Consider the following 23,882-nt stretch of genomic DNA (forward strand, 5'->3'; position numbering starts at 1 on the left):
TACCACTGCAAGTGTTCGCACAGCGTCGCCGCCAACTCCCGCCGCCCCAACCGCGGCAGCCACGCCACCGTCTGGCGGATGCCGGCAATCTCCTCGGCGCTGAACACGCGACCGCAGTGGACCCAGGCTCCTGGACTCAGCGTATCCATCAACACCCCCGGCGCAGACCGATTACCCTAACCGTAATCCTGCCGCAAGCCCGCCGCGGTGTCTACCCCCTTGTGCGAACATTAACTTTCGTTAATCCCCACCAGCCCGCGCCGTGACTGCGGTCACGCGGTCATGCTTCAGGGCTGCGCAGAGCGAGCAGGCCACCCATGCACTCTTCAAGCGGTTGGTCGAGGAGCGGGGGCTGCGCGCCCAGCTGCGCAGCGGCAGCCTGCTCACGGGCCAGTTATTCGTCGCACTCGACTTCTTTCCGGATGCCGGCAAGCCGGACGTCGACTGGACGCAAGCACTACCGGCGATCCCCACGGTGCCGAGTACCGTGCCGGACCTGGAGGCGAAGGTGACGGCGATCCTCGCCAAGATCGACGCACTGCCTTTCAAAGCGATCGGTGCCGATCTCAAGAAGGTGATCGAGTCACTCGACAAGACGTTCAAGGACGTCAACAAGGCGGTCAATCGCATCGACACCGGGCTCACGCCCGAACTGGTGTCGACGGTCGCGGACCTGCGGCGCGCCCTCGACTCGGCCGATCGCCTGATCAACAGCACGGATGCCACCCTCCTGGGGGAGGATGCCCCAGGCCAGCTCCAACTGCGCAATGCCCTGGAAGAGATCGCCGGGGCGGCGCGGGCCGTGCGGGGGCTCAGCGACTATCTGGAGCGCCAGCCCGCCTCCCTGATCCGCGGCAAGACCGAGAAGAGTCCCTGATGCCCCGCCAATCCGCCCTTGTCAGCGCCGGACTGATTGCGTTACTCGCGGCCGGCTGCGCCTCGCCGCCGGCGCGTTTCTATACCCTGAGCGCGGCGAGCGCGCCCGCGGCGCCCCCGTCCGGCCGGTCGGTGTCCGTGGGTCCGGTGTCCGTCCCCGAGTCGGTCGATCGTCCGGAGATGGTCCTTGCCGACGGCCCCAACCAGGTGCGCATCGACGAGTTCAACCGCTGGGCCTCGCCGCTCAAGAGCGAGATCGCGCGCGCGGTGGCGGAGAATCTGGTGCTCATGCTGGGGACTGATCGGGTCACTCAGGCCGCCCAGACGGCGACCGCGGACGTCCAATACCGCGCGCTGATCGAGGTGCAGCGGCTCGACTCGACACCGGGCGAAGCGGTCGCTTTCGAGGCGGTATGGGTGGTGCGCCGGACCGCGGATGGGAAGTCCCTGACCGGGCGCACGCGGGTCCGTGAGCCACTGCGTGAGTCGGGCTACCCGGCCGTTGCGGCGGCCCACAGTCGGGCCGTGGCACGTTTGAGCGAGGACATTGCCGAGGCCGTGCGGTCACTGGAGGCCGCGCCTCGCTGATCGTCCACGTGCGTCGCCTCGTCCTTCCACGGTCCTTATGCTTCATCGGATACGGCCTATGCAGCCAACACGCTTGATCGTGCGCCGGTCGGCCGGATCCAGGTGTGGCCCGGACCCGCTCGCGGTCTCGCCGGCCTGGGCCGGGCGGCTGTCCGACCCGCCGCGGCGCTGCGCGGCCGGCTTTGGGCGGCTTGCGCTGACGCTCGGCTGGCTGCTGATCTGCGCCTGTTCGATGTCCGCGCGGGTCCGGGCGGGTGAGTCTCTCCCTCAAGTGACGACCACCCAGCCGCCGTCCGTTGCAGCGGCCCCTTCGTCGGTGCAACCCGCCCCCATCCCGATCGAACGGATTGCACCATCGATCGCGGAAGCGGCGCATCTGCTGCGGGCCTTTTCAGCGCAGCGGGTGCCTGGACGTCCCTCGTCCGGTAAAGCCTCGACCTCCAGTGCGGGACGCCCGTATGGCGGACGGAACAATGATCAAGACCGCCCGCAGATTACATGACTACACAGTCGCTTATCCGAGTCCGAATCCGAATCCGAATCCGATTACGACAAAGACAACGACAACGACAACGATTGTGTTTAACTTGTTCTTGACGCGTTACTAAGCCGTCCTACACCCGGAGCTTTTCAGGTATCAGTGCCATGCCGATCGTAACCAAGTTTGGTGATGCAGACGCTCCGGATCGCCAGGAGATGCGATGGATCGATATCGATATTGCCGACGCGGCGGAGCACGCCTGGCTGACTGATTGCCCGGACCTCGATGAGCAAACCCGGGCATTACTGCTCGAACCGGTGCGCTTCAGTCGACGCGAACATCTGGTCGACGGCTTGTTTCTGGGTCTCAAGGCGAGGGCGACCGCCGAGGCCGACCTGATCGACCAACTCACTGATCTGAAATTGCTGATCGGCAAGTCCCAGGTGTTCACGGTGCGGTTGGGCGAAGTGGCGGCGGTCGCCGAGTTGCGGCGGTCATTGCGCTCCGGCCGGGATCTCGTCACACCGGTGGACTTTCTGGCTGTCATGGTCTCCGCGATGACCAAGCGCATGGAGATCACCATCTTCGACCTCACCCAGGATACGGACGCGACCGAGGATGCCATGCTGGACCGTGGCTGCGACCCCGCGCCCGACACCATGATCGCGTTGCGGCGCCGGCTCTTTCGCACCCGCCGCCAGTTGACCTCGGTTCAACAGATCCTGGCGCCGCTGGCGACCGACCCGGCCCTGCCTCTCGATGCCGATGATCGCGAGACACTGATCCGATCGGCCAATCACGTGACCCGGTATCTCGCCAGCCTGGAGGACTGCCGTGCCCGAATTCAGATGCTGGAGGACCATATCGATGCGCAACGGGCGACGACCATGACCCGTGCCAGCCTCAATCTGACGATCGTGGCAACGGTGTTTTTGCCGCTGACCTTCATGTCCGGTCTGCTCGGGATGAATGTCGCCGGGATCCCGGAGGAGCATGATCCCTGGGGTTTCTGGATCGTCAGTGGGTTGTCGATCCTGATCGCGCTGCTGGCCTGGGTGATCCTGCGGCGGCGTTTACGTTACTAGCCCGTCGCCATCAGCCAATGGGGCAGATGAAGGCCCAGGGACGCGGCGTCCATGGGCGGGCCGAAGAGGTAGCCCTGAGCGTAGCGGCAGCCGGCGGCGCGCAGGATGTCCGACTGGACCTCGCGCTCGACGCCGAGCGCCAGGACTTCGAGTCCCAGGTCGCGCCCCAGGCCGATGATGGCGCGGGTGATGGCCTCTTCGCGGGGGCCGCGGCCGATGTCGCGGATAAAGGAACCGGGAACCTTGAGTCGATCGATGGGGACGCGGTTGAGGCGCCCCAAGGCGCTGGAGCCGGTGCCGAAATCGTCCACCGTCAGGCGGATACCCAGGGCGCGCAGGTCGCTCAAGGCGGTGATGACGCGCGGTCGATCACCCATGATGACGGACTCGGTGACTTCCAATTCCAGGTCGCCGGGGCTGATCCCGGTGTCATCCAGCACGCGGCGCACCGCCGTCAGCAGGGTCGCCCGTTCGAGTTGCTGGACCGCGACGTTGACGGCGATCACGGGGACTGTGAGCCCGGCCCGGCGCCAGTCGGCCAACTGACGGCAGGCGTGCGCCAGGACCCAGTCGCCGATCTCGCTGATCAGCCCGATCCGCTCGGCGATGGGGATGAACCGCGCGGGCGGGATGATCCCCAACTGCGGATGGGTCCAGCGTGCCAGCGCCTCGACGCCGCACAGCCGGCCGTCGGCGAGTTCGACTTGAGGCTGGTAGTGCAGGGTGAGTTCGTCGCGCGCCAGGGCGCCGCGCAGCGCCGTCTCGAGCGTGTGCTGCTCCTGTACGGCAGCGGTCATCGCCGGGGCATGAAATTGATACTGACCGCGTCCCCGTTCCTTGGCGCGGTACATGGCCAGATCGGCGCTCTGCAGCAGGGTCTCGACGTCGGCCCCGTCGCTCGGGTGCAGCGCGATCCCGATGCTCGCGGAGATGTGGATCGCATGCGCATCGATCTGGATCGGTTTGGTCAGCACACGCAAACAGGCGTCGGCCGCCCTGGCCGCCCCGGTCGCGTCAGTCTCGCCGTCCAGGAGGATCAGGAACTCGTCCCCGCCATGCCTGGCCAGGGTGTCCGCGGCGCGCAGGCGCGCGCCCAGTCGCTCGGCCGCCACCACCAGCACCTGGTCGCCGACCGCATGGCCCAGGGTATCGTTGATTTCCTTGAACCCGTCGAGGTCGACGAACAGCAGGGCCAGCCGGCTCGCGTCGCGCCGCGCGCGGCGGATGGCGTGGGCCAGGCGGTCCTGCAGCAGGACGCGGTTGGGCAACCCGGTCAGGGCGTCGTGGTGGGCGAGGAAAGCCAGCCGTTCCTGGGACTGCTTGAGCTGAGTGACGTCGCGTAGCGTCGACACGACGCCCCGTGAGAGGTCGCTGCGATCGACCGCGGCACAGGTGAGCAGGGCGTCGATGAACTGGCCGTCGCGGCGGCGGATGCGAACTTCAAATTCCGCGCTACGCTCCAGGGTGAGCCGGGGATAGATCTCCTGACCGACGCGCAGAAACTCCGCCTCGGTGGCGAAAAACATCCGCGTGGACTGGCCCAGGAGTGACGCGCGCGGGTACCCGGTCAGTTCGCAGAGACGGTCGTTCACCTCCATGAACACCCGTTCGACCAGCAGAAAAATACCGACCGGGGCGCTTTGCAGCAGCACTTTCAGGTGTGGCTCGCTTAGGGTCGGGGTCTGCGTCGCGAGCGTGCTCGGCGCGTCGCACTGATGCGGGGCAAGGAGAGGCGGGTCCGCGTGCATCGTGGTGGCAGGTCAGGGGGCGGGGTTACGACAGGGGGCTCAATCGGCAATCAGCTTAGGCGATCGGCGGTAAAGAAGCTACCGGATCACGCCGCAGTGTGGTTCGGCTTCAACGTGGAGAACGAACAAGAACCCAAGCCCTGAGACCCTGCCGAGCGGCTCGCCCGCGCGCAATTGCTCGCGCTGCTCCGGCAGAGCCGCACGGACCCGGACTTTCTGACCCATGAGCGCGCGGCGATTCCGGCGCGCGTCGCGCGTGAGCTGTCCGCACCGGAACCCTGAGGCTAAGGACGATCCTCGACATTTGAGAGCCTTGCGCGACCCCTGGTGGATGCGGCGCGCACGGCCGACGTGCCGGCTCTCCAACACCCTGCGGCGCGCCTTATCCACCCTACAGCAGGGCCGGTTTCGTAGGGTGGATAAGCGCAGCGCATCCACCATCAGCCCCGCCGACAGATCCATGCTGATTGTTGCTGCCCATCGTTGTATCTACTGCCAACGAATTCGTCGGCTTGCGCCGACCCTCCCCGCGTGTTACACTCCCGCTTCTTTTTCACGCACTTTGCGTTGTCGAGTTTTAGAACAGAGCAAGGGTTTTCGTCATGTCTCGGGTATGTCAGGTCACCGGTAAGCGGCCCATCAGCGGCCACAAAGTCTCGCACGCCAACAACAAGACCAAGCGCCGCTTCCTGCCCAATCTGCATTACCACAGATATTGGGTCGAGAGCGAGCAGCGCTGGGTCAGGCTGCGTTTGACCAGCAGCGGGATGCGGGTCATCGATAAGCGCGGCATCGATGCCGTTTTGGGCGACATGCGCGCCCGCGGTGAACAGGTTTAAGGGGTAAAGTCCATGGCTAAGGCAGCGCGTGAAAAAATCCGCCTGAATTCCAGCGCCGGTACCGGTCATTTCTATACGACCACCAAGAACAAGCGCAACCAGCCCGGCAAGATGGAGATCAAGAAATTCGATCCCGTCGTGCGGCAGCATGTCATGTATAAGGAAGGCAAGATCAAGTAAGTCTTCCGCGCGGTGCCTTGCCGCGCGACCAAGATCCCGCTGTAACTGGTTGCGGCCGGCCGCGCGTCAAGCACGCTCGGGCCGGCTCCGCTGGATCAACGCCTACGCCCGCGGCATTCGTGAGTCATCCGCAGGTGTCGTTGTCGTTGTCGTTGTCGTTGTCGTAATCGATATTCGTGAAACCCACAACGATTCTCTCGCCGCGCGTCGTCTCGCCTTCCGCGCGTTGCCGGAGCAGCATTTGGGCCGCTCATGCCCAACGTGAATCGTTTCTTCGATTACGACAACGACAACGACAACGATTGGGTTTGTGTTTCACTTGTTGTAGAGTCGGTGGCTATTGCCCCAAGACCTGCTCGACGATCGCCTGAATCGCCGGATTCTCCATCAGTCGCTGGAAGCGCGGGTCGGTGCGCAGTTTGTCGACATCGCCGGCCGTGATCAGGCGCATGAATTCCGGGTCGGTGAGGGCGGCTGTCACATCAGCGTCGCCCTGCAGGCGGGAAATCGCATCCATGGTTTGGGGGTTGCCCAGCAGTTGCTGCTGGACGGCCGCGAACGCGCTACCCTGGTTGCCGGTTTCCGTGGCCGCCGCCGCGGGTGTTCCCGACCCACCCGGACGGATCGCCAGCACGTCGGATTCGCGCACCTGAATCTCACCCAGGCTGGCGCTGCGCACCCGGTACACGCCATCCCCGACCGCGATGACTTCCCCGCCGATGACGCTGCCGTCGCGCAGTTCGATACGGCTTTCGCCCGCACTCAGTGGGCCCAGGCCGATGCACAGCCCCCCCAGCAGTGACGCGATCAGCCAGGGTAGACGAACCCGGCGTCGCAAACCGATAGTGGAGACGCAAGCCGCTGGTTGGCTCGACATGGTTGGCCTCGGATACTGTTTGAAGTGATGCCGCGCCGGGTCGCTCATGGTCATCGGCGGTTCATTATGGCAGCGAATCGCCAACCCCGTCGCGTGCGCGTTCTGCATAGTGTGCCATTCTTAACAGATCGCTGATAGCTGACAGCGCCTTCAGGTCCAATACCCGTGCAACATCAAAACCGCGATCAGTTTCTCGCCGAGGTTGAACGGATTGTCGCGGACGCCTGCGGCAACCCGATGCCGGAGGCCTCAAGCGCGTTGTTTCGCCAGCGCCTCGACGCAATGCTGGATCACTTTCTGTTGGAATCCCAGCCGATCACCGGGGTCAAGGCGACGATCCTCCTCGCCGACATCCGCGGTTTCACGGCGATGACCGAGCGGCTGCCCACGCGCACCGTCATCGATCTGCTGAATCGCTATTTTTCGGAGATGGGGCGGGTCATCAAACGCCACCGGGGCGTGATCGATAAGTTCATGGGGGACTCGGTCATGGCCCTGTTCGGCGCGCCCGAACGTCAGCCGGATGACCTGTTGCGCGCCCTGGCCTGCGCCGTGGAGATGCAGCAGGCCATGGCGAGGATCAACCAGGACTCCGCGACGCGCGGCGAGCCCAACCTCTTCGTCGGCATTGCCGTGAACACCGGGGAGGTGATGGCGGGCAGCTTTGGTTCCCGTCAGCATAGTGAGTACACCGTCATCGGGGATACCGTGAACACGGTCGCGCGCATGGAAGCCTTCAGTCTGCGTGGCCAGATCCTGCTCAGCGAATCCAGTCACGCCGGCGCCCGCGAACACATCGAGGTCGGCGCGATCAACGCGGTGCAGGTGAAGGGCAAGGCTGATCCGGTGATCATGTACGAACTGCATTCGGTCAAGCATCCGCAGCGGTTGGTGGTCCCGCGGGTGGAAGTGCGGCGCTCCCCGCGGATCCGGGTCGATTTTCCGTTGGTTCTGAACCGGATGGTGGACAAGCGCATCCTGTTGGAACCGCTGGCGGGGCGCGCACTGGACCTGGGTTACAACGGCTTCCTGATCGAACTGGATCACTGCCTGGGGTGCGGCGATGAGGTCGCGACCGACCTTGCTCCGCTGCTGCATGGTGAGCCGGTCGGTCGGATCTACGCGCGGGTCATCCGCGTGGAACGTTGCGCCGGCCGGTTTCAGACCAGTCTCCAGTTCACCAACCTGGATACCCCAGCCCATCTACAGGTTAAGCAGTTCGTGGATAAAACGCTTTGGGGGCGGTGATCGATCAGCAGATCCGCGGCAACTGCTCCCCGGCCAGCCAATCGACGATGCGGCTGCCGCCGAAGCGCGTCTCCATTTGCACGAAACGGTGCGGGTCCGCAACCACCTCGCCGATCCGGCTCGCCGCGGCGCCGAGCGGGTGGGCGCGCATCACGGCCAGCAGGTCCGCCGCCCGCTCGGCCGGGCAGATCGCGATCAGCTTACCCTCATTGGCCACATAGAGTGGATCGAGTCCGAGTAACTCGCAGGCGGCGGACACTTCCGGTCGAATCGGGATCGCGCTTTCGCGGATACGCATACCGACCCCGGACTGGTGAGCCAGTTCGTTCAGGGTGGTGGCGAGCCCGCCGCGGGTGGGATCGCGCAGGCAATGCAGATCCGGGACCGCTGCCACCATGGCGGCAACCAGGGTGTGCAGCGCGGCGGTATCGGAGCGGATCTCCACCTCGAATCCCAGGTTCTCGCGCTTGGACAGAATGGCGACCCCGTGGTCGCCGAGACTGCCGCTGACCAGGATGGCGTCGCCGGGCCGCGCCTGGTCGCCGGAGAGGCTCACTCCCTCCGGGACGACACCGACCCCGGTGGTGGTGATGAAGACGCCATCGCCCTTGCCGCGCTCCACCACCTTGGTGTCGCCGGTGACGACCGGAACCCCGGCGGCGTTGGCGGCTGCCGCCATGCTCTCCACGATCCGCACCAAATCCTTGAGCGGATACCCTTCCTCCAGGATGAACCCGGCGGCCAGATAGAGCGGCCGAGCCCCGGCCATGGCCACATCGTTGATGGTGCCGTGGACGGACAGGCAGCCGATGTCGCCGCCGGGGAAGAACAGCGGCGCGACCACATGGCCGTCGGTGCTGATCACCAGGCGTCCAGGCGGCGGACTGAATAACGCCTGGTCATTGCCCTGACGCAGCAGGTCATTGTCGAGGTGGACCAGGAAGACCTCGGCGATCAGTTGGGCCATGGCCCGCCCGCCGGCACCGTGGCTCATGTCGACCGTGCCGTGCTTGAGATCCAGTCGAACAGGAAAGCGGCGATCGGTGTTCATCTGTTGGTTAGTTGCGTTTGCTTGCGTTCAGTGATCAGCGAAACAAGTCCTTTGATCGTTGTCGTTGTCGTTGTCGTAATCGTAATCGGACAAGCGACTCACGTTGGCCCCGAACTGCCCGATGTCGATCGGGTTTCGATTACGACAACGACAACGACCAGATCCGGGACGGCTACGCCGCCCGCGGCCCACGGAAGCGCCCGTAGCTCCAGTATGCGGCGCAGGCGCCCTCGGAGGACACCATACAGGACCCCATGGGGTTGTCCGGGGTGCAGACGGTGCCGAAGAGCTTGCAGTCGGTGGGCTCCTTGACCCCGCGCAGAATGGCCGGGCACTCGCAGCCCTTGACCTCCCGCACCGGGCCCACGTCGACCGGAAAGCGCTGTTCGGCGTCCAGGTCCGCGTAGGCGTCGGCCAGCCGCAGCGCACTGTGCGGCAGGAAGCCCAGGCCGCGCCACTCGAAGGTGTCACGGGTGGTGAAGACCTCGGCCATCAGCGCCTGGGCCTTGCGGTTGCCGTCCGCGGTCACGGCGCGGGTATATTGATTCTCGACCGCGCAACGGCCCTCATTGATCTGGCGGATCAGCAGCAGGGCCGACTGCATCACGTCCAGGGGCTCGAAGCCGGCGATCACCAAGGGCTTGCTGAACTCCGAGGGAACGAACGCGTAGGGCTGGCTGCCGATGACGGAACTGACATGCGAGGGACCCAGGATGCCGTCGAGTTGGACGCCGTCCGGACCCGCGGTCGCCAGGATGGTGCGCAGGGCGGGTGGCGTCAGGACGTGGTTGCAGAAGATCGAAAAATTGGTGAGGCCCTCGGCGCGGGCGGTCTTGGCCGCGACCGCGGTGGGCGGGGTGGTGGTTTCGAAGCCGATGGCGAAAAAGACCACCTGGCGCGCCGGATCGGCGCGGGCGATGCGCAGGGCGTCCTGGGTGGAATAGACCATACGGATGTCGGCTCCGGCCGCCTTGGCCTTGAGCAGGCTCTGCCGCTCGCTGGCCGGAACGCGCATCAGGTCGGCATAGGTACACAGGGTTACCCGGTGCTGCGCCGCCAGCGCGATGGCGTGGTCGATGCGCGCCATCGGCAGCACACAAACCGGGCAGCCCGGGCCATGGATGAAGCGCACATTGGGCGGCATCAGGTCCTGCACGCCATAACGGAAAATGGCATGGGTGTGGCCGCCGCAGAACTCCATGAGACGGTACTCCCGGTCGGGTCCGGCCGCGGCACCAATGGCCTCGGCCAGTCCCCGTGCCAGGTGTTCGTCGCGGAACTCGTCGACATATTTCATAGAGTTAGACCGGATTGGTCGGCGGTGGGCGGCGCTTCGTGCAGGTCGTCGAGCACCCCCATCTCACGCATCAGGTCCAGGGTTTGCCTGGCCTCCTCCGCGCTGATGCGGTTGAGCGCATAGCCGACATGGATCAGTACATAGTCACCGACCGCGGCGTCTTCGATCAGCGCGAGCGAGCAGTCTTTGCTCACCGCGCCCAGGGCGACCGTGGCCGTCTCTCCGGTCGGATCGATAGCGGTGATGCGGGCTGGGATGGCGAGACACATAACGGCGACACCTCGATCGATTTCAGAATTCGGAGTTGGGCCCGGCGTTGCGGGCATCGCCCAGGTTCGGGAGTGAACGCTCGCTGCCGGGGAGGTCCAGGGCGTAGTCGACGCAGGGGTCTACGGCGGCGATGAAGAGCCGCACCAGGGGTGCAATGTGGTCGACGCCGTGCTGCCGCAGGATCTGCCGGAGTCCGGCCGCCACGACCCCGCGGGGATGAAAGTTCCATTCGGTCGGCGCCAGGATGGCGTAGGCAATGATGCGTCCATCGCGGATGTGCACGCGATGGACAAGCAGACCGCGTGCCGCCTGGACCTGGGAGAGCCCCAGGCCGGGGGCCAATGCGGCGGCTGTGGGCGGCGCGCCCGGCACTGGGGTGTCGCTCAGGAGGCGTGCGACCTCGGTGAGTTGAGCGGCGAGCCGCGGCAGCAGCCCATTGTCGAAGTCGGTGGCCAGGTTGCGCACCAGCGGTTGATCCTGTTGTCGGGTCAAGGGGCTGGTTTCCCGCGGCTGCGCCGCCCAGACGGGTCGGGCGACGAAGTCATCGGTGGTCGCCGCGTCGTCGCCCAGGTGCCGGTCCAGGTCCGCCGCGTTCAGGTCGGGCAGGGCGCTGACCGCGCATTGCCCGTATCCGGCCTGGCCCGCGGCGATGACCTGCCGGACCAGTCGGGCCGCAACCGTGTCGGTGCTCGCGGCCCAGGCCGCCAGGGTGTCCAGCCGGTCGACCCGCGTGCGCCAAGCGGCGGGTGTGACACCGAAGAGGCGCTCGGTGCACAGGGCGGCGAGGTCCTCACGGGCCTGCCCGGCGGCCGGTTGGTCAGGGGCGGCGGCGCTCGCGCCCGGCGCCAATGCAGCAGATCCGGCGGTGAGCGCGGTCCGCCGCGTGATCGTCAGCCGCATCGCCTGGGTCATGGCGGCGGCGTCGGGGTCGCTGCCCAGAAATTTTGGCCAATCCAGCAGGATGCGCCAGAGGTGTTCGCGCAGCGTCTCCGTATCCACCAGCTGCTGTCGCAGCTCGGCAATCCGGTGATCGGCGGCCAGCCCGAGCGCCTGCTCGATGGCTGCGGCGGCGGCGGCCGACTGGGCGGTGCCGCAGATGTTGAACAGGACCGGCAGCAGCCGGACGGTATCGGCGACGTCCCGGCCGACGAAGACCTTCGCCGCCCGGACCGGTCGGGTCGAGGTGATGGTCACCGCCGCCGCGTCGAGCGTGATGTGGAGCTTACCGGCGGGGTCTGTCATCGGGGCATCATTCGGAGGTGGCGGCAGGTTGGGGCGGTGCGTGCGGACCGCGCGGGCGGCGACTGGAATTCCCGTGAGTGTACCGCAACCCCCGGCTAGAATATCCGCCCGTCAACCCGGCTATATAGCGTTCGGACCTGATATCCAGACAGACGTTCGTGTAGGGGCGGGTTTGAAACCCGCCCCTACGTCCGGTTATCACGTCCGAAGGCTACCCTGCCGAACTCTCGCAACTCGAGTGCAACCCTATGCTCACCAAGGAACAAGTGGACCGCCTGCGCGATCCCATCGACTTCGCAGCCGAGGTCGCCGGCCGCACGCTGCGCTTTGAGAGCACCTGGGGGCTGTTTTCCCCGCGGGCGATCGATGAGGGGACTCGCCTGTTGCTCGACCACATCGAGGTCGGCCCGGCCGCTGATTGTCTGGACCTGGGATGCGGCTACGGCGCCATCGGGGTCGCTCTCGCCGTCCTGGCACCCCAGGGACAAACGTTGATGGTCGACAAGGACTTCATTGCCGTGGACTTCGCCGAACGCAATGCCCGCCGCAATCGGCTCGGCAACGCCCGCGCCCTGCTCAGCAACGGCTTTGATCAGGTGCCTGCCGATCTGCGTTTCGATCGGATCGCCAGCAATATCCCCGCCAAGGTCGGGAAGGAACTCCTGGCCATTCTGCTCCACGATGCGCAGGCCCGGTTGCGGCCGGGCGGTCGACTCTATGTTGTCACCATCAACGGCTTGCGTGAGTTCATGAAGCGCAATCTCAAGGAGGTGTTCGGCAATTACGACAAGCTCAAGCAGGGTGCCCATTACACGGTGGGGATGGCGCAGCGGGGAGACTAGCAGCGCGGTTGATGGTGTATGCGCTGCGCTTATCCACCCTAAAAAACCGGCTCGGCTGTAGGGTGGATAAGGCGCGCCGCTCGGTGTCAGGGACCCGGCACGTCAGTCGCGCGCGCCGCATCCACCATGGGGTCGCGCGCCGCCGCCTAAATTTGGGATTGCTGCGCGGCTCGACCTTGCATTGGCCTACAGTTGCGGTCATCTTTCCCGAACCGGCGGCCGGTTGGCTGGTCGTCATCCGCTCCCACCGATCGCCCCCACTCACCGCTTTCAGGAATGTCTATGGTCCTTGACTTGCCCCAACTCTACGCTCGGCTCAATATCCCGGTGCCAGTGACGTTGCCGGCCTGCGAGCCCAAGCAGATCCGGGGGGTGAATACCCTGGAGATGGCCGGACAGACCGACCTTTGTTTCGCCGAGGGGCTGGAGCAAGCGCAAGCGGTGCAGGGCAGCCGCGCCGCCGCCGTGTTGGTCCATGACAGCTTTCCGGCCGTCACCGGACCAGCGCTGATCCGGGTTGCGGAGCCGCGCGCGAGTTTCTTTCTGCTGGCCGAGTCCTTCCTGCCGGTCTCCGAGGTGCAGGGCATCCATCCCAGCGCGGTGATCGACCGTAGCGCGGTGCTGGGGGCCGGGGCGGCGGTTGGCGCCTGCGCGGTGATTGCCGCCGGAGTGCGGTTGGGCGAGCGCTGTACCATTGGTCCGGGGGTCTATCTGGGGCCGGGCGTGATCATTGGGGCGGATTCCGTGATCGAAGCCAACGCGACCGTGCATCGAGACAGCCGGCTGGGGGAGCGCTGCACGGTGCACTCCGGCAGCGTGATCGGCGGCGATGGCTTTGGTTTCCAGTGGGACGGGGAGGGTCACCGCAAGGTCCCCCAACTCGGGCGTGTGCTCATCGAGGACGACGTGGACATCGGCTGCAATTGCTGCGTGGACCGCGCCACCCTGGGGGAGACCCGGATCCGTCGCGGCACCAAGATCGATAATCTGGTGCAGATCGCGCATAACACGGACATCGGCGCCCATGTGATTTTGGTCAGCCAGGCCGGGGTCGCGGGCAGCAGCACGATCGGCACCGGGGCCGTGATCGCCGGCCAGGTCGCGGTCTCGGACCACGTGAAGGTGGGGGCGGGGGCGCGCATCGGCGGTCAGTCCGGGGTGACCAAAGACGTGCCCGCGGGCGCCGCGGTGTTCGGCACCCCGGCCCGACCGATGAAGGAGACGCTGCGCGAACTGGCGTCGTTGCGCCAGTTGCCGGAGTTGCTCAAGCAGTTCAAGCGTCAGCAGCAGGATTTGGACACCCTGCGGCAGCGGCTCGACGACCTGGAGGGCGGTTCCGTGCGAGGTAACCAACCGGCCTGACCAGAATCCCTCGTGGGAGCGGCCTCCGGCCGCGATGCGAGGCCGCGGTAAACTGCGACTCTGCGGCAGTGTGCGACCTCCTGTCGCGGCCGGAGGCCGCTCCCACATGGCGTTTGACGCCGATAACGCCCTATTTAGGTGCATCCGCCCCTTTCTTCTGGGCCTCCTCGGCCAGGCCGAGCAGACGGACGGCCTCGGTGCCGATCGGCGTGTCGGCTCCCAGGTCGCGCGCGCGGCCCAGCGCCTCGCGGGCCTGGGCGGGGTCGCCGGTTTGCAGCGCGACAAATCCCAGGGTCAGCCAAATCCGCGGCGCGGTGGGGTCGGTCTGGGCCCCGGTACGCAGGACCTCCAGCGCCCCCGCACCGTCACCGGTGTAATACAGGGCGAGCCCCAGGTCGTTCTGGGTCTCGACGTCGTTGGCCGCCAGTTCAAGGATGCGCCGGTAGACCGGGATCGCCTGGGCGAAGCGGCGTTCTTCGAACAGGGTCGTGGCGCGCTGCCGCAGCAGGTCCGGATTGGTCTCGGTGATGCGCGTCGGGATCGCGTCCACGGCGTCGCGGACCGGAGTTGCGGCCGCCGGGTGTCCGGCCGGCACGCGTGCGGCGCCGGGCGGAAGCTGAGCAACCGTCGGCCGGATAGGGTGGCGGATATAGTAATCGCGGGTGACGGCGAAGACCGCGAAGCCGTAGAAAGCCAGAAAAACGAGGGCAAGCAACCAGTGGAAGGGGCGCAGGGTCGGCATGGCGGTGATGTAACCTCGGGTGAGAAGGGGGCGGCGGATGCTGGATGCCGCCGGTGCTGCTGTCAATCATGCCCTGATTCCGGCCCGTCGGGTGAGTTTGATGCCGCGGTCACCTTGCATCCTCGCGTCCCCCCTGGACTTGGCCTATCATGCCGCGCAACCTTACGAAGCCTGGGACGGCCTCGCTACTGCCGTCCCGTCCTGACCATCCGGAGCACATTCTATGACGACCCCTGTACGAGACCTTGAGGGAGCGGCCGACGACATCGTCGATAAATTGGCCGAGCGGGGTATCAAGGACAACGAGCAATTGGTCAAGGCCGCGGCCACGCCCGCGCAGCGCAAGGAATTGGCGAGCTTCTGCGGATGCGAGAGTGCCGACATCCTGCATCTTGCCAACCGGGCCGATCTGGCACGAATCCGCGGTATTTCCGGCGTCTACTCGGACCTGCTGGAAATTGCCGGCGTGGACACCGTCAAGGAACTCGCCACGCGGCGTGCGGACCACCTGTTTGCCAAGATCGCCGAGACCAACGATCGCGACCGCCTGACCACCAAGCCGCCGACCCAGCCCATGGTCCAGAACTGGGTGAGTCAGGCCAAGTCCCTCCCGGCCATGCTGACCTACTGAGGTTCATGCCTGCCGCCGCGGTCGCGCGTCCCGTGCGAGGCGTGCGCCGGCGGGCCGGCGCGGCGCCTGACCCCGTGCCCAGACCGCCGACGGTGGAAAATGCCGGTTCCCGGCAAGCGGCCGCGGTGAGCGCCGCCGCATAAAAAAGACCGCTACGACAGGATCTGTCGTTGCGGCCGAAAAGGCTTGCTGCCTGGAAATCGCCGGGGGCGCGACCTCGGGATGGCCCCGTGGGTCGAGCCCTGGGAGAATCAGGAACGGGATTCGGCGGAGGCCGTCCCGGGCTCGCCGTGGCGCTCAAAGTGGCGCCCGCTGGTGTCGTTGCGGGAAACCAGTCCGATCAGGAAACCACCGCTCAGGATGGCCGCCAGGATGCCGGTAATGGTGAATGCGTCGAAGCTCATGATCACGCCTCCAAATACTGCCGTTGCGTAGGGTACTACTCCAATCGCCATGGACTCGCGCCGCCGCGGACGCCCAGTGCCAGGCTCTCTTAACGCATAGTCTGCACGATAAATGTAGACTAGGTATTTCGATATTCGCTAATATTGTAACAGATTGTAACAAAGATAATACGTTGCGAATTCGCAACGTTCGGGTCATGACTGAACATCACACACGGATTCTGGTCGTCGATGACGACGCTGCCTTGCGCGCCCTGCTGGGAGACTATCTCGCGCGGGAGGGTTTCGTGGTGGTGGGCGTCGGCAATGGGGTGGCCATGGACGACTGGCTGGCGGGGCATGAGGCCGATCTGGTGATCCTCGACCTGATGCTCCCGGGCGAGGACGGGCTGACCCTGGCACGGCGCCTGCGCGCTCAGGGTGACCTTCCCATCATCATGCTCTCGGCGCGCGGGGACGATGTCGACCGCATCGTCGGGCTGGAGGTCGGCGCTGATGACTACATCCCCAAGCCGTTCAATCCGCGCGAGTTGCTGGCCCGCATCCGCGCCGTCCTGCGGCGGCGCGCGCCCGCGGAGTCGACCGACGCGAGCGGTTCCGCGGACCTCCTGGCCTTCGGCCCCTATCGGCTGGACCTGAATCTGCGTGAGTTGCGGCGTGACGGCGAGTTGGTGGTCCTGACCGGCGGCGAGTTCGACCTGTTGCGGGTATTGATTGCACACGCCGACCGGGTCGTCGATCGCGATCATCTGCTCGATCAGATCAAAGGCTACGAGCGTTCGCCGTTCGACCGCAGCATCGACGTGCAGATCGCGCGCCTGCGTGCCAAGATCGAGCCCGACACCAAGCACCCCCGCTATATCCGGACCGTCTGGGGTAAAGGCTACATTTTCACCTCCGCCGGAGAAGCATGAGTCGATCTTGGCGACTGGTACCGGCATCCCTGTTCGGTCGGGCGCTGTTGACCCTGATCGGCACCTTCGGCCTCTTTGCCGGCGCGACCCTCTTCATCGTCATCCACTTCGCGCTGGCGCCGGTCTCGCAGCGCTCCGCCGCCGATCTTGCCGGCATCATGGTGCTGGCGGCGCGCACCCTCGTCCAGTTGCCGCCGGGGTTGCGTGACGATTACCGCGAGCGGCTTGCTCAGGACTATGCCTTGCGGCTTGCGGATGAGGCCCCCGTCGTCGCCCCAAGTGCTTTTTTCTTTCCCTATGTCGCACGGCTCGAACAGGCGATGGCGGCGCGTCTGGGCCGCCCCGTGGAGGTGGTGACCAGCGTGGCCAATGGGGAGCGCTGGTTCTGGGTGGCCCTGGACGTCGACGGCCACACCATCTGGACCGGATTCCCGCGGGAACGGCTGGGCACCCGCCCGCTGGAAGGACTGTCGGTGATCGCCGCGTTGGCGGTGCTGCTGGTGTTGGTGAGTGCGGCCATCCTGGCGCGTCGCGTGACCCAGCCCCTGAACCGGCTCGCCGCCGCGGCATCGGAGGTCGCCGCGGGGCGCTCGCCCAATCCGCTGGCCGAGACCGGCCCCGCTGAACTGGCCAATCTGGCGCATCAGTTCAATGAGATGAGCCAGCAAGTGCGGGATCTGTTGGCCAACCGCACCGTGCTCCTGGCCGGTATCTCGCATGATTTGCGCACGCCGCTGACCCGGTTGCGGCTGGCGATCGCCATGCTGCCGGCGGACGCCTCGCCGGACCTGATCGCGCGGATGGAGCGGGACACCGACGAGATGAACGCGCTCATCACCCAGGCGGTCGATTTTGCCCGTAACGTCGGTACCGGCGGCCGCGCGCTGGTGGACCTGGTCGAGCTGATCACCGATCTGGCCGCGGATCAGCCGCGCGTGTCCTGGCCGCAGCCCCCGCCATGCCACTACCCGGTGGATATCCTGGCGTTGCGCCGCATCCTGGGGAACCTGTTGGAAAACGCGCTACGCTACAGTCAGGAGCAGGTGGAGATCCGCCTGGACTGCCGCCTGCCGGCGCCCGTGATTTCGCTCCTCGATCGGGGTCCAGGTATCCCCGAGTCCGAGCGGGAGGCGGTGTTTCGTCCCTACTATCGCATCGAGCACTCGCGTAACCGCGCGACCGGCGGTAGCGGTCTGGGGCTGGCGGTGGCGCGTCAGCTCGCGATCGCCAATCAGATCGAGTTACGCCTGGGGCTGCGCCGCGGCGGCGGGACCGTGGCCAGTGTTCACCTGCCCGCGCTCGAGGCGCCGGACCCGCGGACCGAATCCGCGATGCGTCATAGTTGACGTGGGGCCTGGGTCTGCCTAAATTCCGCGGGCGGCTATAGAGCCGTCGGACGTGATCGCCGGACGTAGGGGCGGGTTTAAAACCCGCCCCTACCCAAGCGTCTGTCCGGATATCAGGTTAAGAAGGCTTATAACACTACCATCGGAGCGAGACCCCATGCTTCAGCCTGGCGACAAGGCACCTGACTTTTCTCTACCCGACGCGGATATGGAGCGAGTCAATCTGGAGGGCCTGATCGGCCGGCGCAACCTTGTTATCTACTTCTATCCGAAAGATGACACTCCGGGTTGTACCATGGAGGCGCTGGAATTTACTGACCTGCAGTCGGAATTCGACGCGGCCCAGACCGAGCTGATCGGGATCAGCCGTGACACCTGCACCAGCCATGGTGCCTTTCGGGACAAGTACGGACTGACCGTCAAGCTGCTTGCCGACCCCGACGGCGAGACCTGTGAAGCCTACGGGGTATGGCGGGAGAAGGAGGCGCATGGGGAGCGGCGCATGGGTATCGTGCGTTCCACCTTCATCGTCGACAAACAAGGGGTCATCCGTCATGCCATCCATGACGTGAAGCCCAAGGGGCACGCGGCCCAGGTGCTAAGCCTGGTGCAGGCGCTTTAATTCAGGAGGACAGCGGATGACTTGCCACAGAGGACACAGGGGAGGCCGCGGCGGCCGGCGCGCAGTACAGGGCGATCGTCTCGTCCGGCTTTCCCCTGTGATCTCCGTGGTCGTCTTGCATCGAACGTGAAGCTGCGCGTCTACATCCTGGTGTTCCTGCTCGTCTTCGGGTTGATGCCCCTGATGCTGGCGGTGATGATCAATCTGCCGCTGGTGCTGGACCGCACGGCACTGTTCTATCAGCGCGCCTATCTGCAAAACCTGCGCGCCGATTTTCGCGATCTGGATCAGCATCTGGCCAGCCGCCATGAGATGATCCGCCTGCTCTCGAAGCTGCCGGAGCCGGGCTTGATCCTCGGGGAACAGGGCGCGGCCGACGAGATCGATCTGGCGCGCGCCCGTTACACCGCCTGGGTCAATCAGATCCTCGCGGATCAGCGGGATATCACCCAGTTGCTGTTCGTCGACGCGCAGGGCGAGGAGCGGTTCTGGCTGACCCGCGATCCGCGCTCGCAGGAGTGGCGGCCGACGGCGCAGCCGCCGCTGGTGCCGGCCGGCGATTTCCTCACCGCGGGGTTGCAACTGGCCCCCGGAGCGGTGATCGTGAGCCGCATCCGGGTCGATCCGGTCGGCGGCGCGGCCGACCCGCGACAACTCATGACACTCAGTTTGGCGAGCCCGATCGGCGGCAGCAAGGAGCCGCCGCAGGGGGTGGTGGTGATGGGCATCGACGTGGGCGGCCTGGCCCAGTTCTACCGCGATACCCTCTGGGTCAACCAGGACGGCACCTATCTGCGCCCCGGTCAGCCGGCCGCGGCCCCGTCCGCCCGCGGTGAACCCGGCGTGACGCCGCCGGAGGCCTTCCAGGCGTTTCCGGGGCTCGAAGCGATCTTTGCGGAAGGCACCCTGGCACTGTGGAAAGGCCCGCGCGGCGGCCAGCTCCTGTGGGTGCCGATGTTTGCCACCGAGGACGGCCGGCCCCTCTGGGTGGGGCGTGCGGTCGATCCCTCACCCATGGACGAGTTTCGCAATGCACTGATTCTCAGAGTCCTCTCGATCATCCTCGTGCTGGTGCTGGTGGTCATGTTCCTGGCGCGCTGGATCGCCCACCGGGCCGAGCGCTTCAGCCAGGCGCTGACCGGCGGCATTGGTCAGATTCTGCACGACGGACCGCCGCTGCGCTTCAGTTGGCGTGGCCCCAAGGAGGTCCGGGAACTCGGGGAGCAGTTGACCGCCCTGGCGGAAACCCATGCGGAACATCTGCGCGTCGCCCGCGAGCACACCCAGGCGCTGGAGCGCTCCAACCGCTACAAATCGGAGTTCCTGGCCAATGTGAGTCATGAACTGCGCACCCCGCTGAACTCCATCCTGCTGCTCTCGAAGATGCTGGCGGCAGAATCCAGTGGTCTCACCGCAAGTCAGTGCCGTCAGGCGCAGGTCATTCATGAGGCCGGCACGGACCTGCGGACCATGATCGACAATATTCTGGACATCTCACGGATCGAAGCGGGCCATGTGCCGGTGACCCTGGACGTGGTGGACCTGCCGCCGCTGCTGACGGATATCGTGGAACTGGTCGCTCCCCTGATCGGCGACAAGCCGGTGGCGATCGAAGTGCGGATCGACCCCGCCGCGCCGGCCCGCATCTCGACCGATCGGGAAAAGCTGCGGCAGATTCTCAAAAACTTCCTCGCCAACGCGATCAAATTCACCGACCAGGGCCGCGTCACCCTGAGTCTGCAGGCCTGTGCGGACCCGGTGCGCCCGCTGGCGATCAGCGTGGCCGACACCGGTATCGGCATCCCCAAAGACAAGCAGGCCATCATCTTCGAGGCCTTCCAGCAGGCCGACGGATCCACCCGTCGACGCTACGGCGGCACCGGTCTCGGCCTCTCCATCAGCCGCGAACTGGCCAAGCTGCTGGGTGCCCGGATCGAGGTGCACAGCGATCTCGGGGCCGGCGCCGTCTTCACCTTGCTGTTGCCGCTCGCCCTGCCGGGCGGCGAACCCGTGGAGGAGGAGTCCGCCGAGCCCGAGCGCCTCCTGCTGCCGGTCCTGGACGAACCCCTGAACCAACCAAGTCGGGACAACCCCGGGCATTGGGTGCTGATCGTCGATCGTGACGTCCCGACCCTGGTCCACCTGTCGGGACTCATCGGTGCCAGTGGGCTTGCGGTGCAGACCGCGGCGGACCTGGACGAGGCGCTGGAGACCCTGCAGGAGGAACCAGCGGGCTGTCTGCTGGTGATCCTCTCCGCGTTGGTGTCGGAGCGGGAGACCTGTGATACGATCACGACGCTACTGAAACATCATCGTGTTTACGGGACCGCCGTGGCGGTCATGACCGAAACGGCGAATCCAGTAGTGATCGAGCGTCTGCGCGACGCCTGTCTGGCCGCGGGGGCGATTGCCGTGCTCCCCAAACCGGTCGATGCCGCCGGGCTGCGGACGGTCATGACGGGGCTGCTGGCCTTTGGGCGCGTCCGCCGAAATCCGGGTTGAGGAGATTTGCGGGCAAGGATTTACCGAGGTGTGGGGGCGACTGAAGTCGCCCCGACGATCGCCCCGACAAAGCCCCACGGATCTTGCCGGCGTGCGCGGTCGGGATGTTGTTCCCGTGAGTCGCCTGAGAATGGCGGCCATGCCTATCCGGACCCACCCTGTCATCACAGTCTATGAATGGTTACGCTGGATTCAAGCTGCTCATCGTCGATGATCATGCGCACAACCTGTTTACGCTGAGGACCTTGATCGAGGCGCACATGGATGTCGCCGTGATCGAGGCCACTTCCGGCCAACAGGCGATCGACCTCACCCATAGCCACCCGGACATCGACCTCATCATCCTGGATGTGCAGATGCCGGGGATGGACGGTTTTCAAACCGCGTCCCTGCTCAAGTTACGCAAACGCACCCGGGATATCCCGATTATTTTCCTGACCGCCGCCTTCAAATCCGAGGAATTCCAGCGGCGCGGGTTTGCGGTCGGGGCCGTGGACTACCTGCTCAAGCCTATCGACGATCAGTTGCTGATCAACAAGATCAGCACCTATTTCCGGCTGATCGAGAAGGAGCGCGGACTCAATCGGGTGCTGGAGCAGCGGGTGGCCGAACGCACCGCCGAGCTGGCCGCGGCCCGGCAGTATCTCGAGAACATCATCACCCACATGGGCGAGGCCCTCCTGGTGCTGGAACCCGGCGGCACCATCACCATGACGAACCCGGCCGCGTGCCGTATGCTCGGTTACCCGCAAGCCGACTTGATCGGCATGTCGATCGGCGACATCTTCGAGGAGGAGGGCGACGAACAGGCCGGAGCTTTCCTCGGCACCTGGCTGGAGGCCCTGATCCGCACCGGGGCGCTGAGCAAGATCGAGGCACGCTTCATCGCGCGCGATGGTCGGCGGGTGCCGATCCTGTTCGCGCGCACCGCGGTCAGAAACACGGCGGGGGCAATCAGCGATATCATCTGCATCGCTAAGGATATGACCGGCTATGTGCGGGTCGAGCCCGGCGACGCTACCGACCCCGCGACAACTTACCCGTGCAGTGTATCTCACATGCCGGAGGAGGATCGATGATGAGCGACCTGCCCAATACGGACCAGCGGGAGGACGAAAAGACCGCGCTGACCGCCAATGCCCTCAAGGCCATGGCCCATCCCCTGCGCTGGAAAATCCTGTGCTCGCTGGGGGAGAACGAACTGTCGGTGGGTGAGATCGTGGAGCGCACCGGAACCTCCCAGAGCAACATCTCCCAGCATCTGGAGCAACTGCGCAACAAGAACATCGTGGTCGCGCGCAAGGAGGCGAACCGCATCTTCTACCGCATCCGCAACACCCAACTGCTGGACCTCATCGGCATCATGCGCGAGGTCCTGTGTCCGGCCAATCTGGACGACCGGTTTCCCCGCTAGCGGTGCCGCGGACCGGGTCGGCGGCGCGTGCGATCTGGGGTTTCCCCGGCTTGTCCAGCCGCCCGGCCCTTCTTCATAATAGCGCAGCCGTTTCACCAGCCGTCTGCTTCATCCATAAAGGAAGTGCGCCATGTTCGAACCCAACGAGTGGTTTACCGAAGTCGTCGAGGACGAGGGTTCAGCCTTCTCACTCAAGGTCACCGAGAAGCTCCATGAGGAGCAGACGCCCTACCAGTTGATCGAGGTTTACGCCACCGCGGGCTTCGGCAATCTGATGGTGATCGACGGCTTCGTCATGCTCACCAGTCGCGACAACTTTCTCTACCACGAGATGATGTCCCATCCCGCCCTCTTCACCCACCCCAATCCGCGGCGGGTGTGTATCATCGGCGGCGGCGATTGCGGCACCCTGCGCGAGGTACTCAAGCACGACGGCGTCGAGACGGTCGTGCAGATCGACATCGACGAGGGCGTCACCCTGGCCGCCGAGTGTTTCTTTCCCGAACTCACCGCGTCCAACGAAGACCCGCGGGCACGGCTGCTCTTCGAGGACGGCATCCGCTGGATTCAGGAGGCCCCGCCCGGCAGCCTCGACCTCATCATCGTCGACAGCACCGACCCCGTGGGACCCGCCGTCGGGCTCTTCACCGCCGATTTCTATGCGGACTGCGCGCGCGCGCTCGATCAGGGCGGCATCCTGGTGCAGCAGAGCGAGTCGCCCCTCTATCACATGCATATCCTCACCGACATGCACATCGCCATGCGCGGTGCCGGCTTTGGTGACTCCCGGTCGCTGTTCTTCCCCCAGGCCGTCTACCCCTCCGGCTGGATGACCGCCACCCTGGCCGGCAAGGGCGACCGCGCCCTGGACGCGGTGCGCGTTGCCGATGTGCGCGCCAAGTCCTTCGACACCCAGTACTACAATGCCGAGATTCATCAGGCCGCACTGGCGCAACCCGAGTTTTTCCGCCGCGCCCTGACCGCCGCGTTGCAGACCGTCCGGACCGCGGGGGCCTAGCAGCCTGTCGGACTTTAGGCGATTTCCGAATAAGACGCTGTCAAGAATCAAGCTCCGTAGGAGCCCGCTTGCGGGCGACGTGACCTGCCGGAATCGCGTCATTGTGCCCCACCCGTCGCCCGCAAGCGGGCTCCTACGGGTTGGATTTTTCGCGGAAATCACCTTACGTTAGATTGTGGAGCAACAAAAGCCTTTATGTTGACTCATACCCTAATCCTAGGGGCTAAGTCCGACAGGCTGCTAGGCGATTTCCGCAGTAGTTCGTATCACGCCGGCTCGCCGACCGGGGCGACTCGACCGGAG

At 65.6% G+C, this 23,882-nt stretch carries 25 protein-coding genes; 17 read left to right on the top strand and 8 right to left on the bottom strand.

What is annotated here, in order from left to right:
- The first annotated feature begins 262 nt into the window (after nt 1–262).
- The 4 genes from A39O_RS0129115 (at nt 263) to A39O_RS37280 (ending at nt 3,030) form a co-directional block, all read left to right on the top strand.
- A complete protein-coding gene (locus tag A39O_RS0129115) occupies nt 263–877 on the top strand; it encodes an MlaD/PqiB family protein (protein ID WP_020508176.1) in 615 nt (204 codons plus the stop codon).
- Complete coding sequence (locus A39O_RS0129120) at nt 877–1,464, top strand: PqiC family protein (RefSeq protein WP_020508177.1); 588 nt, start codon at nt 877–879, stop codon at nt 1,462–1,464. Before A39O_RS0129115 ends, A39O_RS0129120 begins: the two co-directional genes overlap by 1 nt.
- Before the next feature lie 58 nt (nt 1,465–1,522).
- On the top strand, nt 1,523–1,966 hold the full coding sequence (locus A39O_RS41400; protein ID WP_020508178.1) for a hypothetical protein: 444 nt from the start codon (nt 1,523–1,525) through the stop codon (nt 1,964–1,966).
- 143 nt (nt 1,967–2,109) lie between these two features.
- Entirely contained in the window at nt 2,110–3,030 is a 921-nt protein-coding gene (locus A39O_RS37280; protein ID WP_020508179.1) for a CorA family divalent cation transporter, read from the top strand.
- Here the strand turns inward: A39O_RS37280 and A39O_RS35745 are convergent.
- The gene (locus A39O_RS35745; RefSeq protein ID WP_020508180.1) at nt 3,027–4,778 is read right to left on the bottom strand and encodes a putative bifunctional diguanylate cyclase/phosphodiesterase; all 1,752 of its coding nucleotides are present in this window, start codon (nt 4,776–4,778) and stop codon (nt 3,027–3,029) included. The two genes, A39O_RS37280 and A39O_RS35745, sit on opposite strands and share 4 nt — an antisense overlap.
- A 602-nt stretch (nt 4,779–5,380) precedes the next feature.
- On the opposite strand from A39O_RS35745, the gene rpmB reads away from it, so the two are divergent.
- Nucleotides 5,381–5,617, top strand: a complete 237-nt coding sequence (rpmB, locus tag A39O_RS0129145; RefSeq protein ID WP_020508182.1) for a 50S ribosomal protein L28 — start codon at nt 5,381–5,383, stop codon at nt 5,615–5,617.
- Between the two features lie 12 nt (nt 5,618–5,629).
- Nucleotides 5,630–5,797: a 50S ribosomal protein L33 gene (gene rpmG, locus A39O_RS0129150; protein ID WP_005222974.1), complete on the top strand. Its 168-nt coding sequence runs from the start codon at nt 5,630–5,632 to the stop codon at nt 5,795–5,797.
- 337 nt (nt 5,798–6,134) lie between these two features.
- On the opposite strand, the gene A39O_RS0129160 is transcribed toward rpmG, so the two are convergent.
- On the bottom strand, nt 6,135–6,674 hold the full coding sequence (locus A39O_RS0129160) for a hypothetical protein (protein WP_157640511.1): 540 nt from the start codon (nt 6,672–6,674) through the stop codon (nt 6,135–6,137).
- A 165-nt stretch (nt 6,675–6,839) separates the two neighbouring features.
- Here A39O_RS0129160 and A39O_RS0129165 point away from each other — a divergent pair, with 165 nt between their 5' ends.
- The gene (locus A39O_RS0129165; protein ID WP_020508185.1) at nt 6,840–7,922 is read left to right on the top strand and encodes an adenylate/guanylate cyclase domain-containing protein; all 1,083 of its coding nucleotides are present in this window, start codon (nt 6,840–6,842) and stop codon (nt 7,920–7,922) included.
- A 4-nt stretch (nt 7,923–7,926) separates the two neighbouring features.
- Here A39O_RS0129165 and hypE read toward each other — a convergent pair whose 3' ends face one another.
- The 4 genes from hypE to A39O_RS35750 form a co-directional block, all read right to left on the bottom strand.
- Nucleotides 7,927–8,973 carry a hydrogenase expression/formation protein HypE gene (gene hypE, locus A39O_RS0129170; protein WP_020508186.1) on the bottom strand — a complete coding sequence of 349 codons (1,047 nt, stop codon included), beginning with the start codon at nt 8,971–8,973 and terminating at the stop codon, nt 7,927–7,929.
- Between the two features lie 172 nt (nt 8,974–9,145).
- Nucleotides 9,146–10,270 (bottom strand): hydrogenase formation protein HypD, encoded by a 1,125-nt coding sequence (hypD, locus tag A39O_RS0129175; RefSeq protein ID WP_020508187.1) that lies wholly within the window; start codon nt 10,268–10,270, stop codon nt 9,146–9,148.
- On the bottom strand, nt 10,267–10,539 hold the full coding sequence (locus A39O_RS0129180; protein WP_020508188.1) for a HypC/HybG/HupF family hydrogenase formation chaperone: 273 nt from the start codon (nt 10,537–10,539) through the stop codon (nt 10,267–10,269). Before A39O_RS0129180 ends, hypD begins: the two co-directional genes overlap by 4 nt.
- A gap of 22 nt (nt 10,540–10,561) precedes the next feature.
- Nucleotides 10,562–11,782, bottom strand: a complete 1,221-nt coding sequence (locus A39O_RS35750; RefSeq protein ID WP_020508189.1) for a nickel-dependent hydrogenase large subunit — start codon at nt 11,780–11,782, stop codon at nt 10,562–10,564.
- Nucleotides 11,783–12,030: 248 nt separating this feature from the next.
- On the opposite strand from A39O_RS35750, the gene A39O_RS0129190 reads away from it, so the two are divergent.
- Nucleotides 12,031–12,624, top strand: a complete 594-nt coding sequence (locus A39O_RS0129190; RefSeq protein WP_020508190.1) for a class I SAM-dependent methyltransferase — start codon at nt 12,031–12,033, stop codon at nt 12,622–12,624.
- Between the two features lie 282 nt (nt 12,625–12,906).
- The gene (lpxD, locus tag A39O_RS0129195; RefSeq protein WP_020508191.1) at nt 12,907–13,986 is read left to right on the top strand and encodes a UDP-3-O-(3-hydroxymyristoyl)glucosamine N-acyltransferase; all 1,080 of its coding nucleotides are present in this window, start codon (nt 12,907–12,909) and stop codon (nt 13,984–13,986) included.
- Between the two features lie 130 nt (nt 13,987–14,116).
- On the opposite strand, the gene A39O_RS0129200 is transcribed toward lpxD, so the two are convergent.
- Complete coding sequence (locus tag A39O_RS0129200) at nt 14,117–14,728, bottom strand: tetratricopeptide repeat protein (RefSeq protein WP_020508192.1); 612 nt, start codon at nt 14,726–14,728, stop codon at nt 14,117–14,119.
- Between the two features lie 223 nt (nt 14,729–14,951).
- Between A39O_RS0129200 and A39O_RS0129210 the strand changes: the two genes are divergently transcribed.
- A complete protein-coding gene (locus A39O_RS0129210; protein ID WP_020508194.1) occupies nt 14,952–15,359 on the top strand; it encodes a DUF4332 domain-containing protein in 408 nt (135 codons plus the stop codon).
- Nucleotides 15,360–15,610: 251 nt separating this feature from the next.
- Here A39O_RS0129210 and A39O_RS41955 read toward each other — a convergent pair whose 3' ends face one another.
- Nucleotides 15,611–15,763: a hypothetical protein gene (locus A39O_RS41955; protein ID WP_020508195.1), complete on the bottom strand. Its 153-nt coding sequence runs from the start codon at nt 15,761–15,763 to the stop codon at nt 15,611–15,613.
- A gap of 197 nt (nt 15,764–15,960) precedes the next feature.
- Here A39O_RS41955 and A39O_RS0129220 point away from each other — a divergent pair, with 197 nt between their 5' ends.
- The 7 genes from A39O_RS0129220 (at nt 15,961) to speE (ending at nt 23,579) form a co-directional block, all read left to right on the top strand.
- Nucleotides 15,961–16,677: a response regulator gene (locus tag A39O_RS0129220; RefSeq protein ID WP_020508196.1), complete on the top strand. Its 717-nt coding sequence runs from the start codon at nt 15,961–15,963 to the stop codon at nt 16,675–16,677.
- On the top strand, nt 16,674–18,023 hold the full coding sequence (locus A39O_RS0129225; RefSeq protein ID WP_020508197.1) for an ATP-binding protein: 1,350 nt from the start codon (nt 16,674–16,676) through the stop codon (nt 18,021–18,023). Before A39O_RS0129220 ends, A39O_RS0129225 begins: the two co-directional genes overlap by 4 nt.
- A 157-nt stretch (nt 18,024–18,180) precedes the next feature.
- Complete coding sequence (locus A39O_RS0129230; protein WP_026199833.1) at nt 18,181–18,645, top strand: peroxiredoxin; 465 nt, start codon at nt 18,181–18,183, stop codon at nt 18,643–18,645.
- Between the two features lie 126 nt (nt 18,646–18,771).
- Complete coding sequence (locus tag A39O_RS0129235) at nt 18,772–21,147, top strand: ATP-binding response regulator (RefSeq protein ID WP_020508199.1); 2,376 nt, start codon at nt 18,772–18,774, stop codon at nt 21,145–21,147.
- Nucleotides 21,148–21,320: 173 nt separating this feature from the next.
- The gene (locus A39O_RS0129240; protein WP_020508200.1) at nt 21,321–22,226 is read left to right on the top strand and encodes a response regulator; all 906 of its coding nucleotides are present in this window, start codon (nt 21,321–21,323) and stop codon (nt 22,224–22,226) included.
- A complete protein-coding gene (locus tag A39O_RS0129245) occupies nt 22,226–22,561 on the top strand; it encodes an ArsR/SmtB family transcription factor (protein ID WP_020508201.1) in 336 nt (111 codons plus the stop codon). The genes A39O_RS0129240 and A39O_RS0129245 overlap by 1 nt, the downstream gene beginning before the upstream one ends.
- 130 nt (nt 22,562–22,691) lie before the next feature.
- Nucleotides 22,692–23,579: a polyamine aminopropyltransferase gene (gene speE, locus A39O_RS0129250; protein ID WP_020508202.1), complete on the top strand. Its 888-nt coding sequence runs from the start codon at nt 22,692–22,694 to the stop codon at nt 23,577–23,579.
- Nucleotides 23,580–23,882: the final 303 nt, after the last annotated feature.

This window comes from Lamprocystis purpurea DSM 4197 (assembly GCF_000379525.1).
Taxonomy (GTDB): domain Bacteria; phylum Pseudomonadota; class Gammaproteobacteria; order Chromatiales; family Chromatiaceae; genus Thiodictyon; species Thiodictyon purpureum.

Bases quoted from the DNA above. Each gene is read 5' to 3' on its own strand.
- A39O_RS35750 (WP_020508189.1), bottom strand. From the start codon at position 11,782: ATGACAGACCCCGCCGGTAAGCTCCACATCACGCTCGACGCGGCGGCG.
- A39O_RS0129200 (WP_020508192.1), bottom strand. From the start codon at position 14,728: ATGCCGACCCTGCGCCCCTTCCACTGGTTGCTTGCCCTCGTTTTTCTG.
- speE (WP_020508202.1), top strand. From the start codon at position 22,692: ATGTTCGAACCCAACGAGTGGTTTACCGAAGTCGTCGAGGACGAGGGT.
- A39O_RS0129190 (WP_020508190.1), top strand. From the start codon at position 12,031: ATGCTCACCAAGGAACAAGTGGACCGCCTGCGCGATCCCATCGACTTC.
- A39O_RS41955 (WP_020508195.1), bottom strand. From the start codon at position 15,763: ATGAGCTTCGACGCATTCACCATTACCGGCATCCTGGCGGCCATCCTG.
- hypE (WP_020508186.1), bottom strand. From the start codon at position 8,973: ATGAACACCGATCGCCGCTTTCCTGTTCGACTGGATCTCAAGCACGGC.
- A39O_RS0129225 (WP_020508197.1), top strand. From the start codon at position 16,674: ATGAGTCGATCTTGGCGACTGGTACCGGCATCCCTGTTCGGTCGGGCG.
- A39O_RS0129230 (WP_026199833.1), top strand. From the start codon at position 18,181: ATGCTTCAGCCTGGCGACAAGGCACCTGACTTTTCTCTACCCGACGCG.
- A39O_RS0129240 (WP_020508200.1), top strand. From the start codon at position 21,321: ATGAATGGTTACGCTGGATTCAAGCTGCTCATCGTCGATGATCATGCG.
- A39O_RS41400 (WP_020508178.1), top strand. From the start codon at position 1,523: ATGCAGCCAACACGCTTGATCGTGCGCCGGTCGGCCGGATCCAGGTGT.
- rpmG (WP_005222974.1), top strand. From the start codon at position 5,630: ATGGCTAAGGCAGCGCGTGAAAAAATCCGCCTGAATTCCAGCGCCGGT.
- A39O_RS0129120 (WP_020508177.1), top strand. From the start codon at position 877: ATGCCCCGCCAATCCGCCCTTGTCAGCGCCGGACTGATTGCGTTACTC.
- hypD (WP_020508187.1), bottom strand. From the start codon at position 10,270: ATGAAATATGTCGACGAGTTCCGCGACGAACACCTGGCACGGGGACTG.
- A39O_RS0129245 (WP_020508201.1), top strand. From the start codon at position 22,226: ATGAGCGACCTGCCCAATACGGACCAGCGGGAGGACGAAAAGACCGCG.
- A39O_RS0129210 (WP_020508194.1), top strand. From the start codon at position 14,952: ATGACGACCCCTGTACGAGACCTTGAGGGAGCGGCCGACGACATCGTC.
- lpxD (WP_020508191.1), top strand. From the start codon at position 12,907: ATGGTCCTTGACTTGCCCCAACTCTACGCTCGGCTCAATATCCCGGTG.
- A39O_RS35745 (WP_020508180.1), bottom strand. From the start codon at position 4,778: ATGCACGCGGACCCGCCTCTCCTTGCCCCGCATCAGTGCGACGCGCCG.
- A39O_RS37280 (WP_020508179.1), top strand. From the start codon at position 2,110: ATGCCGATCGTAACCAAGTTTGGTGATGCAGACGCTCCGGATCGCCAG.
- A39O_RS0129160 (WP_157640511.1), bottom strand. From the start codon at position 6,674: ATGTCGAGCCAACCAGCGGCTTGCGTCTCCACTATCGGTTTGCGACGC.
- A39O_RS0129180 (WP_020508188.1), bottom strand. From the start codon at position 10,539: ATGTGTCTCGCCATCCCAGCCCGCATCACCGCTATCGATCCGACCGGA.
- rpmB (WP_020508182.1), top strand. From the start codon at position 5,381: ATGTCTCGGGTATGTCAGGTCACCGGTAAGCGGCCCATCAGCGGCCAC.
- A39O_RS0129220 (WP_020508196.1), top strand. From the start codon at position 15,961: ATGACTGAACATCACACACGGATTCTGGTCGTCGATGACGACGCTGCC.